Below are 13,583 nucleotides of genomic sequence, written 5' to 3' on the forward strand. Positions count from 1 at the left end.
TAGACCCAGTATAGCAGTTCCGTGCCGATTGCAGTAGCGTAATATTCGATTGATGCTCTCTCATGTCATTTTGCGTATATAGAGGAAAAAAATGCATAAGTTCAATGAATTCCTTTTCCTGCGGTTGTGTGCTAAACTGGCAAAATGCAAAATTACATATCTGTAATTTTTTCAAATTTCTAATGGTTTCAGATAGGAGATGTAAGAAGTTTATGGACCACGCACTTATACAGGAACCGATGGCGGTATTCGCTTATCTTATCGCTGTCGTGGGAATCGTGTTCATGTTATCAACGATGGAGTATAAGCCTTTGAAGAAATTCTTCGGCTATCTTCCTCCGCTTATTTGGATGTATTTCCTTCCGATGCTTTCGACGACGTTCGGAATCATCCCGCAGAGCTCGGATGTGTACAGCTTTTTGAGTACGTATATCCTTCCCGCCGGGTTGCTGCTGTTAATGATCAGTACGAACGTACCGGCAACGTTCAAGCTTGGCGCGAAGGCCGTGCTCGTTTTCTTTGCGGGTACGATCGGCATCGTGATCGGGGGACCGATTGCGTTCGCCTTGTTCCAGGGGATTCTCCCTGAGGATGCGTGGCGAGGTGTCGGGGCGCTTGCCGGAAGCTGGATCGGCGGCTCGGCTAACATGGGAGCCATGATCGAAGCCTTTGATACGCCGGATCATATACTAAGCCCGATGATTTTGACCGATACGATCGTCGGAATCGGCTGGATGGGGGTCATGATTTCGCTCGCCAACTTCCAGAACCGCTTCAATAAATGGAATGGTGCGGATAACTCCACCATTAAACGGGTGAATGAGGAGATCGCGACAGACGTGGAGAAGAATGCCAGACCGCTCGAGCTTCCGCAGCTCTTCGGAATTCTGTCCATCGGTATTGCCGGCTCGTTCCTCGTCCGTCAGTTTGCCGATCTTTCCTTTATTCCGAAGTCGGAGGTCATGAATACGTCGACATGGACGTTCTTGATCATTACGGCCGTCGGAATTCTTTTGTCCTTTACGAAGGTGCGGAACCTCGAATATTATGGAGCCAGTAAGATCGGTTATGCCGGCATCTACTTGTTCCTGGCGGGGATCGGAAGCCAGGCGAACCTTCTGGATATTGTGGAGGCGCCGCAATTTATCCTGATGGGAATCGTTTGGCTTGCCATCCACGTGCTGTGTATTTTCCTCGCGGCCCGCTTATTGAAGGCGCCGCTCTTCTTTGTCGCCGTCGGTTCACAGGGGAATATCGGAGGGACAAGCTCTGCACCGATCGTCGCATCGGTCTTCCAGCCGGCGCTTGCCCCTGTCGGCCTGCTGATGGGGATCCTCGGTAACGTCGTCGGAACCTATGCTGCTCTGCTCTGTGGTCAGCTCGCACGTATGATTGCCGGAGGTTGATAGAAAAGCCGCTTTCCTTTTGATGAAGGAAAGCGGCTTTTCTTATTGACAATTCCTTCCTTGTGGTTGATACTACAGTTAAATAAATTTTACCGAGTAAAAAGGAGTGAACGGTCTAGTGGAGGACATAAAAATACTAACAACCCACGACCAGCTGAAGGCGATGGCGGATCCGTTCCGGTCGGACCTGCTTCTGCGTCTGATGGGGAAGGCGCAGACCGGTCAGCAGCTTTCTGAAATCTATCAGCTCTCAAGAGCCCGCATCCATTATCATTTGAAAGAGTTGGAGAAGAACGGGCTCTTGGAAATTGCTAGAACGGAAGAAAAGAACGGGATTGTCCAGAAGTTCTATCAAACGGTAGCCCGCGGGTTTGTACCAGATGCCGAACTGCTGCCAAACGCAGAGGTGTCGGGTCCAATCCGGCAGATGATGCTCGCCATGCTCGATCACTCCAAACAGCGGGTTTTATCTGTGCCGGAGGAGTCGCTGGAGAATGATTCCCTGTCTAAAAAACCGGAAGACTGGAAATACCGATCCGCCGCTTATGAAATTCATGCAAAGGAGGAGAACTTTCTGGCCTGGCAGCAGAAATTCTCCGACTTAATGGAAGAACTTGCATCGATTCAACGTACGGAGCCGACAGAAGATGCGAAGCTGTACTATTTTCACATGCTCGGTTTGCAGATAGAGGAAAGTCGGTTCGGGAAAAAGGGAGAGAGATGAAGTCGGGGTGGAGCTCTCTTTTTTTGTGCAACAGTAAAATATTTTTTACCGTCGGCCTGCGCCGGCATCCGAGGAGGAGATGTTATGGAAAGCGCAAAGTCATATGAGGAGAAAAGAGAGGTTTCGTTATGGAAGTCAAGATCCTTTCTCCTTTTGGCCTTTACAACGGTTGTTTCCAGTTTAAGCCTGTCAATGTTTATGTTTCTTCAGTCGTGGTACATCGTAGAGTCGTTACATATGGCAGCGGCTCTCGGCATGGTGTTGATTTCCTTGACGACGGTGCGGATGGTTTCCATGATTGTCGGCGGAGTGGTCGCGGACCGCTGCAGTCAAACGAAGGTCATGGCGGCATCGGACTTAACGATGGCTGTCTTCCTCTTTACCTTATCGATTTGTTTTCTTACCCTTCAGGAGGTTCCCGTTTGGATCATGGCGGTCCACGCAGGCTTGTTCGGAGCCTGCGGCGGAATGTTCGAGCCGGCAAGAGATGCGCTGCTTCCGAAAGTGGCCGGGGAAGAGCAGCTGACGCGCGCAAACTCCGTCATTCAGGGAACGATCCAGATTGCTACGTTCACCGGACCACTCCTTGCCGGTGTCCTGATCCATTCGCTTTCCTACAGCTTCGTCCTTCTGATCATCGTCCTGTTTCTTATCTTATCCGGTGTCGGAATTCTATTTGTGAAAAAGCAGGGAAAGGATGCGCAGGAAGGGGAGCGTTCCCCGTTCTATGCCCAATTGGCGGAGGGCTTCCGTTACACGTGGCAGTCCAGACTGCTGCGGTCGCTGTTCATCATTACGATCATCGTCAACTTTTTCATCTCCGGCCCTTTGATGATGGGGCTGCCGATCTTCGTGGAGGGAGTCCTGAAAGGAAGTGCCCTCGATTTCAGTCTCGTCCAAGGTGGACTGACGTTCGGGATGATTCTCGGAGCTGTCCTGATCGGTTTTCTCAACATCCGGCGGAGACGGGGAGCGTATGCGCTGTACTTGATCGCTCTCGAAGGAGCCGGTATGTTTATCTTCAGCCGTGCAGATACGCTGGTTTTATCCGTGCTCATTATCGTTCTTATCGGCATGATCATTCCGGCCGTCAATATTCCGCTCCTATCCCTCGTTCAATCGTCTGCAGAAGAAAGCAAGGTGGGAAGGGTGATGAGTCTGATACGGACCGGATCGCTTGGGTTAATTCCGCTCTCGTACGCGGTCACCTCTCTGTTTCTCGGCTGGGGAATTCCGATTCAAACGTTGATGGCATGGAGCGCCCTGCCCCTTCTCGTGAGTGTTTTCGCTTTATATGTGACTTTTCCTGTCCTGCGCTCCGCCGATTAAGCGGGGTCTTTTCTTTTTGCCTGCCGTGATATGCGGGAGAACAGGGGAAAGTACGGGAGAGAAAGGGAAGAACTTATCTTATAAGATCAATCCCGTCAGAGAAACCATTGTGTTTTTGTACAGAGGGCATTAGAGGAAAACAAGTGTTTGATATCGAACGTTATAAGGAATGAGGAAGCAGAGAGGAGAAATGACATGAATCCAACCGTATTGATTACCGGAGCATCGAGTGGGTTCGGCTATTTGACGGCGGTCAAATGTGCGGAAAAAGGGTTTTCGGTAATCGCGACAATGAGGAACATGGAAAAAGCGGAAGTATTCGAGGACGCAGCGATTTCCAATCACGTGAGGAGCCGGATCACGGTTTGGAAGCTCGACGTGACCGATGATGCTTCCATCGCTGCATTTAAAGAAAAGCTGAACGATTTGGAAGCAGTCGACGTTCTCGTCAACAATGCTGGTTTTGCAATCGGCGGCTTTCTCGAGCAGATACCGCTGGAAGCGTACAGACGTCAGTTCGAGACGAATGTGTTCGGGGTCATCGCCGTCACCCAGGCAGTTCTGCCGCTCATGCGGAAGCAGACGCGTGGCAAGATCATCAATGTGAGCAGCGTCAGCGGTTTGATCGGATTCCCGGGGTTATCGGCATACGTGTCATCGAAACATGCGCTCGAAGGGCTTACAGAAAGCCTCCGCTTCGAGGTCCAGCCATTCGGCATCGATGTTGCTCTTGTAGAGCCGGGCTCGTACCAAACGAATATATGGTCAGCCGGAATGGAACTCCCGGACGCTGTCCATGACCCTGATTCTCCCTATGCTGATTACATAAAAGGACTATGGAATGCGTTGAATGGAGACAGCCGCGAAAATCCGTCGGATGTAGCTGCATTGATGACCGAGTTGATCGAGCAGGACAGAATACGGAAGCTGCGCTTTCCAATCGGAGCGAAAGTGAAGTTCAACGTATTTCTGAAACGGGTCATGCCTTGGAGAATATTGGAGAAAGCAGTGCTGTCGACGGTTTTAGGAAAAGGAAAAACGAACAGGAGGAAACGAAATGACCGCAGTGATGAGTGGGGCAGAAGAGATACGGTTCGAGGGTAATGAGGTAGGGATCCTGGTATCCCATGGATTTACAGGAACGACGCAAAGTATGAGGCCGCTGGCAGAAGCATATGGCCGCGCCGGGTATACCGTCGTCTGTCCGAGACTGAAGGGGCACGGCACCACGCCGGAGGACATGGAGTCCACGAGTCATGAAGACTGGATTCAATCGGTCATGGAAGCCTTTGACTGGCTGGAAGCGCGTTGTGAAAAAATCTTCGTCGTCGGCTTGTCGATGGGAGGGACGCTTGCTTTATATGTGGCAGGGAAGAAGAAAGTCGCCGGCGTCATCCCGATCAATGCAGCAATCGATATTCCGGTGCTTGAGAACAGCTCGAGCACAGAGGAGCGCTTTATTGAAGCGATTGGATCGGATATTAAAGATCCGGAAAGTGACGAGCTCGGCTATGATCGGACACCGGTAAAATCGATTAAAGAGCTGTCGATGCTCATGGGGAAGACCAGGGATCTATTAAGCAGCATTCATTGTCCGATCGTCGTTTTCGTTTCAAGGGAGGATCATGTCGTGCCCCCGAACAATTCCGAGGTGATCTTTGAAACGGTTTTTTCCGAGCATAAAGAAATTATTCATTTGGATGACAGCTATCACGTCGCAACGCTCGACCATGATAAAGACTTGATCATCGAGCGCAGTCTGGAGTTTTTCCAGACGTACACAAATACGAAATAGCATTCCCCGGGAAATAAAAGGCCTTTGTAATTTCGGGTGGTTTCGACTATAATAGAAGACAAATCAAGAAAAGTAAACGGTATAAAGCCTTCAAGGGGAGCCTCCGGCTGAGAGTGGACGCTGTGTCCAGACCCTTCGAACCTGTCAGTTAGCACTGGCGCAGGGATGGCGGCTTTTTTGATGGTGCAATGCTCAACAAGGGACTCCTCCATCAGGAAGCTTCCCTTTTTGGCATTGCTTTTTTTGTGTTCAATTATTGGGGGTAGAAAACGATGAGAAATCGTCGTGTATTATTTCTTGTCGAAGTAGCTATATTCTCTGCTTTGGCACTGCTTTTGGACATCATTCCATTTCTTTCATTCAAATTGTGGGCACAGGGTGGTTCTGTGTCGCTCGCGATGGTTCCTGTCTTCATCATCGCTTTCCGTTGGGGAATCAAAGGCGGAGTCGCCACCGGGCTGCTGCTCGGGGCCTATCAAATCTTAACCGGTGCTTACATCATGACACCTCTTCAGACGTTTCTTGATTACTTCGTAGCTTTCGGTGTCATCGGACTTGCAGGTGTCGCGGCAAAGCCGGTATGGAACGCGGTACGGAAACAAAACAAAAAAGCGATCGTCGGCTGGATCATTGTCGGCTGCTTTGTCGGGAGTCTCCTGCGTTTCTTCGGACATTTTCTCGCAGGGATCGTCTTTTACGGGGAGTTCGCGCCGGAAGGACAGCCGGTCTGGCTGTATTCGCTCGTCTATAACGGGGGGTATATGCTGCCTGCATTCGTATTGAGCAGTATCGTCCTCATCATTCTTTTTCTGCAGCGTCCGAAGCTGCTCACACAAGAATAATACAAGGTTCCCATCCCGCTCCTAGGAATCCTTAACCACTAAAAGCATCGTGCTCCGGCACGATGCTTTTCTATTTTTATAGGGAGGGAGACCCTATTTTATAGCATATGGGTTTCATGCTTCCTGTAGAAGTGTATATACCATTGCACTGGTTACATAAAAGGAGGGCTGGAAATGAAGAAGCTTTTTAGAAAGAAACGGTTTTGGTTGATTGTCATTCTTATATTTATCGTACTCGTTTTCATGATCGCTTATCATACATCGTGGAAGAAGCTTCCTGAGGGCATCTCCTATGAAGGGGACGTGCACGAACTATCGGGCGTGGAGTTTTTTCGGGATCTCACGTATGAAGATGAAGAAGGTAATACGGTTCACGACGCGGAGATATTCGATGAAATAAACGCCATGATTGGTGAGGCGGAGGATTTCATTGTTGCAGATATGTTTTTATTTAACGGCTACACAGATGGAAAAAGAGATTTTCCGCCACTGTCGGAAAACCTGGTGGATGCCATTCTCGCCCAAAAGGAAAAGCATCCTGACTTGAAGGTCGTTTTCATCACCGATCCAATCAATACGGTTTACGGGTCTTATGAGTCGGAATCGATCAAGCGGCTGAGGGATGGGGGTGTCGATGTCGTGCTGACGGACCTGAACGAGCTCCGTGATTCCAACCCGCTCTACTCCAGCGTCTGGAGGCTGACGGCTTCATGGATGGGGACAGGCGACGGCGGCTGGATCAGCAACCCGCTCGCAAAAGATGCACCCGATGTCACTCTGCGCTCGTATTTGAAGCTGATGAATATTAAAGCGAATCACAGGAAGCTCGTTGTGACGGAAGAAGCGGCAATCGTATCGACGGCGAATCCCCATGACGCGAGCGGTTACCATGAGAATGTGGCGTTCAAGATGACAGGCCCGATCATCCGGGACATTCTCGAAGCCGAGGAGGCAGTTGTCCGTTATTCCGGCGACGCTGATTTCCCGGATTACAAGAACAGGAAATGGGAAAAACAGGATGGTCCAGTGAAGACCAAGTTCGTCACGGAAGGAAAGACGTATCAGGCAATTTTGGAAGAACTTAAGGATGTTGGAAAAGGAGATACGATCTGGCTCGGCATGTATTACCTTGCGGACAGAAAGATCATTGACCTGATTGACAAAGCAGCAGACCGGGGGGCGGAAGCGAACATCATCATGGACCCGAACAAGCAGTCATTTGGACATGAGAAGACGGGGATTCCTAATTTACCCGTAGCCGCAGAGATGCAGCGGCTCGGGAATAAGAACATCCATCTCCGCTGGTATGATGTGAATATCGAACAATTCCATACGAAGATGCTTTATTTAGATAAAGAAGAGGAAGACGTCATCATTGCCGGCTCCGCCAACTATACGAGACGGAACCTGGCAGACTTGAACCTGGAAGCGAACGTCGTGATGAAAGGAAGCGGAGAAGAGCCTGTTTTTCAGGAGGTCGACGGCTACTTCACCAAGCTTTGGAATAACGAAGACGGTCATTTCACAGCGGATTATGAGGAATATACGGATAAGCTGACGTTTATCCGCTATGCCACGTATTACCTGCAGAAATGGACGTGGTTTACGACCTATTGATAGACTACCTCCGGACGATGAGCGTCCGGGGGTTTTTCTGTGTCGGGAACGTTTTATGCTACGATAGAAGGAGGGGGGATGTTATGAAAGCAGCCGGCATCGTCATCGAGATCATCGCTGTTGCATCCGTATTCCTGTTGAGTCAAGTCCTGATGTATGGCGTAGATACGGTTCCTCTAGGGATGGATATGGGAGAAGACGGTAAGACAGTCACTCGTCAAGATTGGATGTGGGAGGAAAAGGAAGTTGTTGAGGTTCAAGCGCTCTCCAGTGAGCAGGAAGTCGCTGTTCTTGTCATGGATCAACGCCTCCACAATTTTTTTGCCTGGATCATCAGTCTTCCTCTTTTTCTAGTCATCGGGGCAGGGTCCCGTATTTTCTCAAAAAGGTATGGAACGCGTGCTCTTCTTTCACCGAACTGGCAGGGAGTGTTGGATGTCGTCGCGATCGCCTTCATCCTCGCCCTATGCATATATGTGGGTTTGGAGTACAAGGAGCTTCTTGAAGAGGCGGATGCTTTATGGCAGCAGCTGAAAAGAGCTGCATAATAGAAGAGGAGTGGTAAGGATGAAATTGGAATTCCGAAAGATCACCGCCTTCGACGAGACAATGGTCGCGGCATACAACCGTTGGGAGAACGATCGAACAATCAGTGCACTTGCAAGACCTCATAAAAATCAAGCGTCTTTCGAGAAGGAACGTCTGCAGACGGTGGATACACTGACGAAGCGCCTGGAGGACCATGAAATGTATGCCATCATGCTGGACGGGGTCCTTGTCGGTGAAATGAACTTCATGATCGATCCGGAACATCTCTTTAGGAAAGAGAAGGGCTCCGGCTGGATCGGGATCACCATCGGTGAAGCCGGCGCCCGGGGGAAAGGTATCGGCGCTAAGGCGATTTTATTTATGGAGGAGGAAATGAAGAAGATGGGCTTGAAGCGGGTCGAGCTCGGAGTTTTTGAATTCAACGAGTCTGCGCACAGACTATACAGCAGACTCGGTTACAAGGAGATAGCCAGAGAAGAAGGATTCACCTACTATGACGGGAGGATGTGGGCGGATATCCGTATGGAGAAGCCTCTTTCGCTGACGGCCCAATAAAAAAATCCCGGGACGGCCCGGGATTTGGTGGTATTATGGCTGAAGGAACATCGCTTCAAGGGCTGGGTCGCCCCCGGCGAAACCTAAGGCAACAGCTGTATATGCTTCATTCGGCTTAAACGTCGCTTGAGGGATTTCAAGGACGACCTGATTCGTACCGGCGACCCGGACTTCCAGGTCGGCCGTCGTCGGCGGCAGGGTCATGTAACGGGTCGCTTTACCGAAGGGAACATTCCGGAAGAGGACGTCCCCACCTTTGACGGCGACGTCGACAGCCGGAGCGTTCGGTGATAAATGCCACACCCTCACCTTGCTGCTTCCGGAAGAGACACTGCTGCTGTCTACTACCGGTATCAGCTGAAGGTTATTCACAGCTCCTGCTGCGGCTACGGTATAGCGGTTGCCTCCGTCGACGCTCACCTGCTGGGATAAGACCGGACTGCTTGTATCTCCGGCTGCATAGATGTCAATCTTATAAGTGCCTGCTGGAACGGTCAAATAATTGCTCTGCTGTTTATAAGAGATGCCTCCAAGAACCTTTTGTCCGTTTACATAGACGTCGACGGCCGGTGCGTCCGGTGAGGCGTGCAGCACCCGCACCATCGCATTCATCCCCGTGTTTCCTCCGGATCCACCCGGTCCCATTTCACTGCGCTCGCTCATGATGAGCCGCTGCATGCACTCCAGGTGTCTCTGGTAATAGTACACATGCAGCCTGGGGTCGATATATTTGTAGTAATTCGCCATCAGATCATACTTCATCGCCTGCCACGCAAGCTGATCCCTGCCATCATTCATGTTTATCATCCCCTCCCAGGAAAAAATCTCTAACACAAGCCTATGCGTGCTTTCCTGGAAAGAGACCAACCATTCTGTTTACTCGGCTTTGGACAACGCTTGGACGGGAGAGGCCTGCTTGTTCAGGAAACTCATGAACAGCGTATGGATGACGATCCCGATCATAATCAGACAGACGCCGAGAAGAGCAAGGCCGCTCGGCAGCGGACTGGAAAGCAGCCACGCTTCCCCGACAATGACGAACAGGATCTGCGTCGACTGTGTCGCTTCCACAGCAGCCAGCTTCCCCTGGTGATGCTGGACGCGGTACGTTGCAAAAAAGAACAGGGTTGTGGCAATGATTCCGGAGGAAACCGCAACAATCAGCGACTGTACGACCTGGCCGGGACTCGGTGCGCCTGCTTGAACGCCGGCAATGGCACTTAATACAAGCCAGAACGGCAGACTGGCAAGCGTCATCCCGAAAATGCGCTGGAACGTATCCAGCCTGTCGCCACAAACGGCCATCATTTTTCTGTTACCAAGCGGGTAAGCGAAGCAGGCGACAAGCACAGGAAGCACTCCGACGACCCATTCAAGAAATGTCGTGTCGGCGGCCTTTTCGAATTGTATCAAGAATACGCCGAAGAGGATGATGGAAGAGATCGCGAGTGCCCGCCACTGCATGACACCCTTGCCTTTAACAATCAAGGGAGCGATAAGGATGCCTGCTACGATCGTCATCTGCCACGTTCCGGCGACAAGCCAACCAGGTCCGTAAGCAGCGGCATAGGTAAGCGGCGCATAGAAAAGTACAAATCCGACAAAGCTCCATGTAAGCCATTGCAGGGGGGCCTGCTTCATTTCAGAAAACACTTGTAGGAGATTTCTTCTACCGAGTACAATAAAGAATAAGAACGGAATCATGAACAGGAATCGGAGGGAAGCACTCCACATCCAGCTGCCCCCGTCCAGTTCCATCGAACGGTTCAAAATGAACGTGACAGCGAAAAACATCGAGGAAATGATGCCAAGTAACAGCTCTTTCATAACAATAGGACTCCCTTTTGGTATATTATAGTTTTGTTTAGGTTTATTATAATATACTTAATACGTGGGATTTCGGCAACATAAAAATAGGAGAAGAATGCTATGGACTATAATCAACATTGGGAAAACCCGGAAACATTCGCCAAACATGTCGGAAAGAAACTGAGGAATATCCGCAAAGAGAAGGAAATGTCGTTAAACGACCTGGCGGAAAAGACGCAGGTCAGCAAACTGACCCTCGGCAAGATCGAACGGGGGGAGGCGAACCCTTCTCTCACGATCATTTGGAAAATTGCAAACGGACTCGCCATCCCGATCACGGCGCTGGTCGCTGACAGTAAAGAGGTCGTCATTTCAAGAAAGCAGGAGGGCCGTAAAGTATTGAGCGCAGATGAATCGCTGACGCTCGAACCGATGTTTACGAACTCCGGCTACGGTTCGTTGGAGACGCATCGTGCTTTTCTGAAACCGGACAGCTTTTACACTGCGGAAGCCCATCAACCCGGTGTGATCGAGTTCGTGACGGTCATGGAAGGGGCGGCGGAAGTCGTGGTAGGAGAGGAAGTCTATCCGCTTAACGTCCACGACTCGATCAAGTTTCACGCTGACCAGCCGCACGGATATCGGAACAGGGGAAAAGAAGAAGCGGTGCTTCATTTTGTCATGATTTATACAAAAGCATGAAGGGAGATGGCTCCAGTCGAACTTTGGGATATCTATGATCAAAAGCGCCGGAAGACAGGGCAAACGGTGGAACGCGGCCGGCCGATGGCTGCCGGGGAGTATCACATAGTTGTGCATGTCTGGATTAAAAACAGCAGGGGAGAAGTGTTCGTGACGAAGCGTGCCCCGGAGAAGCATTTCGGCGGGTATTGGGAAGGAACGGGTGGATCGGTGACTACTGGGGAAGACAGTTATACAGGAGCGCTTCGGGAAGTAAAGGAAGAAATCGGTATCGATCTGCAGGATGCATCCGGTTCGTTGGAGAAATCTGTATGCAGACCGGAGTTTCAAGATTTCATGGATGTCTGGGTTTTTCAGCACGATTTTAAGGAAGAAGCGGTTGTCTTGCAGCAAGGCGAAGTTAGGGAGGGCAGGTGGGTAACACGGCGGGAGCTGGAAGCGATGGTCGGGGAGAACAGGCTTGTTTGTGCCCGCGCTTTCTTACGTACAGGAATTATTTTAGGTGGAAGGAGGAGAAGGTATGAAGAAGCTTTATCGTTCGACGAAAGATTCCCAAGTATCAGGAGTGCTCGGAGGGGTCAGTGAGATGTACGGCATTGATGTCAGTCTCTTGCGGATCCTGCTCGTTGTCTCCGGTTTTTTCACCGGGGGGATGACGTGGCTGATCTACATCATCGCAGCGATCGTCATGCCGACAGACAAACAAATATGACCGCCTGAGATAGACTCCAGGCGGTCTTTATTTATGTTTGGCTTCTTTGCGTTGGAGATGATTGGTTCCCCATGCATGCATGGCATCAAGAATAGGGTGAAGCGTACGGCCGTACTCCGTTATCGAATACTCGACTTTCGGTGGCACGACAGGGTAGACGACCCGTTCGATGATGTCCTCCTCTTCCAGATCCCGGAGCTGATTGGTCAACATCTTCTGTGTAATACCTGGAATGAGGCGTTTCAATTCACTGAAACGGAGGGTATCTTCTTCAAGTAAGTGCAGCAGGATAATCGGCTTCCATTTCCCGACAAGGATTTGGAGCGCGTCATCCACGCGGCATAATTGTGGATTCAAAAGGGTTCCTCCTTCCGCAGTATCTTTAAGTATACTATACCACTTTGAAGTGCGTTCTTCACACGTTCCACATCGAGGCGCATAATGAAAGGGAACGATCATTCAACCAGGAGGTATGACGATGCAGTCCTATCGAATTAATCCGGAGCAGGGATTGGAGTTCGGGCTATACACGCTCGGCGATCACCTTCCGGACCCGAATACAGGCGAACGTATTTCAGCAAAACAAAGGATACAGGAAATTATAGAGGTTGCTGAACTGGCAGATGAAGCCGGCATCGACTTTTTCAGTGTCGGAGAAAGCCATCAGGATTATTTTGCGACCCAGGCCCATGCCGTGGTTCTTTCTGCTGTTGCTCAGGCGACGAAGAACATTAAAATTGGAAGCTCCTCGACCATCATCAGCACCTCGGACCCGGTCCGGGTGTATGAAGATTTTGCGACCATCGATCTTATATCGGACGGCCGGGCGGAAATCATTGCCGGCCGTGCATCGAGAGTCGGACTGTTTGAACTGCTCGGTTATGACGTACGGGATTATGAGGCATTATACGAAGAGAAGTTCGACCTTCTTCTTCAATTGAACAGGGAAGAAGTAGTCAACTGGAGCGGGGAATTCCGCAAGCCGCTCAGAAACGCAGAAGTGCTGCCGCGGCCGAAGAACGGCTCTCTTCCGATTTGGCGGGCGGTCGGAGGAACGCCTGCAAGCGCCCGGAAAGCGGGAGAAGCGGGCGTTCCGATGATGCTTGCCGCCCTTGGAGGTCCGGCAGGTGTGTTTCAAAGCAGGGTGGAGGCGTACCGTCGATCCGCGGAGGAGCATGGATTTGATCCTGCCCAACTGCCTGTGGGAACGACCGGATTCTTCTTTGCCGCAGATACGACACAGGAGGCACTGCGTACGATGTATCCGTATATAAACGAAGGGATGAAGAAGACGAACGGACAGGGTTTTCCGAAGCAGGTCTTTGCTCAGGCGAGAGACAAGCGGAACGTCATCAATGTCGGCAGTCCGCAGGAGATCATCGAGAAGATTCTCTATCAGAAGGAAGTGTTCGGACATCAGCGTTACCTGGCTCAAATCGACTTCGGCGGCATGCCCTTGAAGCACTTGAAGCGGAACATCGATCTGATTGGAACAGAAATCCTGCCCGCTGTCCGTAAATACACCAAAGGAAAATAAAGAAGA

The 13,583-nt window shown here is 50.7% G+C and carries 16 protein-coding genes and 1 riboswitch; of the genes, 13 read left to right on the top strand and 3 right to left on the bottom strand.

All coding sequences use genetic code 11. The features are described 5' to 3' along the window. Nucleotides 1-212: 212 nt before the first annotated feature. The 9 genes from M662_RS07080 (at nt 213) to M662_RS07120 (ending at nt 8,817) form a co-directional block, all read left to right on the top strand. Nucleotides 213-1,406, top strand: coding sequence for a DUF819 family protein (locus tag M662_RS07080; RefSeq protein WP_008637425.1), 1,194 nt, complete (start codon nt 213-215; stop codon nt 1,404-1,406). 118 nt (nt 1,407-1,524) lie between these two features. Next, nucleotides 1,525-2,130, top strand: coding sequence for an ArsR/SmtB family transcription factor (locus tag M662_RS07085; RefSeq protein ID WP_026578501.1), 606 nt, complete (start codon nt 1,525-1,527; stop codon nt 2,128-2,130). 84 nt (nt 2,131-2,214) lie between these two features. Further along, complete coding sequence (locus M662_RS07090; protein ID WP_026578502.1) at nt 2,215-3,459, top strand: MFS transporter; 1,245 nt, start codon at nt 2,215-2,217, stop codon at nt 3,457-3,459. Nucleotides 3,460-3,654: 195 nt separating this feature from the next. Further along, the gene (locus M662_RS07095) at nt 3,655-4,563 is read left to right on the top strand and encodes an SDR family oxidoreductase (protein WP_051348961.1); all 909 of its coding nucleotides are present in this window, start codon (nt 3,655-3,657) and stop codon (nt 4,561-4,563) included. Continuing rightward, a complete protein-coding gene (locus M662_RS07100; protein WP_026578503.1) occupies nt 4,517-5,254 on the top strand; it encodes an alpha/beta hydrolase in 738 nt (245 codons plus the stop codon). Before M662_RS07095 ends, M662_RS07100 begins: the two co-directional genes overlap by 47 nt. Nucleotides 5,255-5,337: 83 nt before the next feature. After that, a riboswitch (TPP riboswitch) is annotated at nt 5,338-5,437 on the top strand. An 89-nt stretch (nt 5,438-5,526) separates the two neighbouring features. After that, nucleotides 5,527-6,096 (top strand): energy-coupled thiamine transporter ThiT, encoded by a 570-nt coding sequence (gene thiT / locus M662_RS07105; RefSeq protein WP_008637432.1) that lies wholly within the window; start codon nt 5,527-5,529, stop codon nt 6,094-6,096. A 174-nt stretch (nt 6,097-6,270) separates the two neighbouring features. Next, nucleotides 6,271-7,713, top strand: coding sequence for a phospholipase D family protein (locus tag M662_RS07110; RefSeq protein ID WP_008637433.1), 1,443 nt, complete (start codon nt 6,271-6,273; stop codon nt 7,711-7,713). An 83-nt stretch (nt 7,714-7,796) separates the two neighbouring features. Beyond that, nucleotides 7,797-8,261 (top strand): hypothetical protein, encoded by a 465-nt coding sequence (locus M662_RS07115; protein ID WP_026578504.1) that lies wholly within the window; start codon nt 7,797-7,799, stop codon nt 8,259-8,261. A 19-nt stretch (nt 8,262-8,280) separates the two neighbouring features. Further along, nucleotides 8,281-8,817 carry a GNAT family N-acetyltransferase gene (locus M662_RS07120; RefSeq protein ID WP_026578505.1) on the top strand — a complete coding sequence of 179 codons (537 nt, stop codon included), beginning with the start codon at nt 8,281-8,283 and terminating at the stop codon, nt 8,815-8,817. 33 nt (nt 8,818-8,850) lie between these two features. On the opposite strand, the gene M662_RS07125 is transcribed toward M662_RS07120, so the two are convergent. Together M662_RS07125 and M662_RS07130 are read right to left on the bottom strand one after the other, a co-directional pair. Beyond that, nucleotides 8,851-9,615 (bottom strand): DUF4397 domain-containing protein, encoded by a 765-nt coding sequence (locus M662_RS07125; RefSeq protein WP_026578506.1) that lies wholly within the window; start codon nt 9,613-9,615, stop codon nt 8,851-8,853. 78 nt (nt 9,616-9,693) lie between these two features. Next, on the bottom strand, nt 9,694-10,644 hold the full coding sequence (locus tag M662_RS07130) for a DMT family transporter (protein WP_026578507.1): 951 nt from the start codon (nt 10,642-10,644) through the stop codon (nt 9,694-9,696). 102 nt (nt 10,645-10,746) lie between these two features. On the opposite strand from M662_RS07130, the gene M662_RS07135 reads away from it, so the two are divergent. From M662_RS07135 to M662_RS07145, 3 genes are read left to right on the top strand one after another with little or no spacing between them, the layout of a single operon-like run. Next, nucleotides 10,747-11,328, top strand: a complete 582-nt coding sequence (locus M662_RS07135; protein WP_026578508.1) for a helix-turn-helix domain-containing protein — start codon at nt 10,747-10,749, stop codon at nt 11,326-11,328. 6 nt (nt 11,329-11,334) lie between these two features. Further along, nucleotides 11,335-11,913, top strand: a complete 579-nt coding sequence (locus M662_RS07140; protein WP_081694926.1) for an NUDIX hydrolase — start codon at nt 11,335-11,337, stop codon at nt 11,911-11,913. Next, nucleotides 11,849-12,040, top strand: coding sequence for a PspC domain-containing protein (locus M662_RS07145; RefSeq protein ID WP_026578509.1), 192 nt, complete (start codon nt 11,849-11,851; stop codon nt 12,038-12,040). Before M662_RS07140 ends, M662_RS07145 begins: the two co-directional genes overlap by 65 nt. Before the next feature lie 27 nt (nt 12,041-12,067). On the opposite strand, the gene M662_RS07150 is transcribed toward M662_RS07145, so the two are convergent. Continuing rightward, nucleotides 12,068-12,397 (bottom strand): winged helix-turn-helix transcriptional regulator, encoded by a 330-nt coding sequence (locus tag M662_RS07150; protein WP_008637451.1) that lies wholly within the window; start codon nt 12,395-12,397, stop codon nt 12,068-12,070. 121 nt (nt 12,398-12,518) lie between these two features. Between M662_RS07150 and M662_RS07155 the strand changes: the two genes are divergently transcribed. Next, complete coding sequence (locus tag M662_RS07155; RefSeq protein WP_026578510.1) at nt 12,519-13,577, top strand: LLM class flavin-dependent oxidoreductase; 1,059 nt, start codon at nt 12,519-12,521, stop codon at nt 13,575-13,577. Nucleotides 13,578-13,583: the final 6 nt, after the last annotated feature.

This window comes from Bacillus sp. SB49 (genome assembly GCF_000469135.2).
In the GTDB taxonomy this organism is placed as follows: domain Bacteria; phylum Bacillota; class Bacilli; order Bacillales; family Halobacillaceae; genus Halobacillus.

Coding starts and splice junctions, on each gene's coding strand:
- M662_RS07080 (WP_008637425.1), top strand. CDS start 213: ATGGACCACGCACTTATACAGGAACCGATGGCGGTATTCGCTTATCTT.
- M662_RS07090 (WP_026578502.1), top strand. CDS start 2,215: ATGGAAAGCGCAAAGTCATATGAGGAGAAAAGAGAGGTTTCGTTATGG.
- M662_RS07095 (WP_051348961.1), top strand. CDS start 3,655: ATGAATCCAACCGTATTGATTACCGGAGCATCGAGTGGGTTCGGCTAT.
- M662_RS07100 (WP_026578503.1), top strand. CDS start 4,517: ATGACCGCAGTGATGAGTGGGGCAGAAGAGATACGGTTCGAGGGTAAT.
- thiT (WP_008637432.1), top strand. CDS start 5,527: ATGAGAAATCGTCGTGTATTATTTCTTGTCGAAGTAGCTATATTCTCT.
- M662_RS07110 (WP_008637433.1), top strand. CDS start 6,271: ATGAAGAAGCTTTTTAGAAAGAAACGGTTTTGGTTGATTGTCATTCTT.
- M662_RS07115 (WP_026578504.1), top strand. CDS start 7,797: ATGAAAGCAGCCGGCATCGTCATCGAGATCATCGCTGTTGCATCCGTA.
- M662_RS07120 (WP_026578505.1), top strand. CDS start 8,281: ATGAAATTGGAATTCCGAAAGATCACCGCCTTCGACGAGACAATGGTC.
- M662_RS07125 (WP_026578506.1), bottom strand. CDS start 9,615: ATGAATGATGGCAGGGATCAGCTTGCGTGGCAGGCGATGAAGTATGAT.
- M662_RS07130 (WP_026578507.1), bottom strand. CDS start 10,644: ATGAAAGAGCTGTTACTTGGCATCATTTCCTCGATGTTTTTCGCTGTC.
- M662_RS07135 (WP_026578508.1), top strand. CDS start 10,747: ATGGACTATAATCAACATTGGGAAAACCCGGAAACATTCGCCAAACAT.
- M662_RS07140 (WP_081694926.1), top strand. CDS start 11,335: ATGGCTCCAGTCGAACTTTGGGATATCTATGATCAAAAGCGCCGGAAG.
- M662_RS07145 (WP_026578509.1), top strand. CDS start 11,849: ATGAAGAAGCTTTATCGTTCGACGAAAGATTCCCAAGTATCAGGAGTG.
- M662_RS07155 (WP_026578510.1), top strand. CDS start 12,519: ATGCAGTCCTATCGAATTAATCCGGAGCAGGGATTGGAGTTCGGGCTA.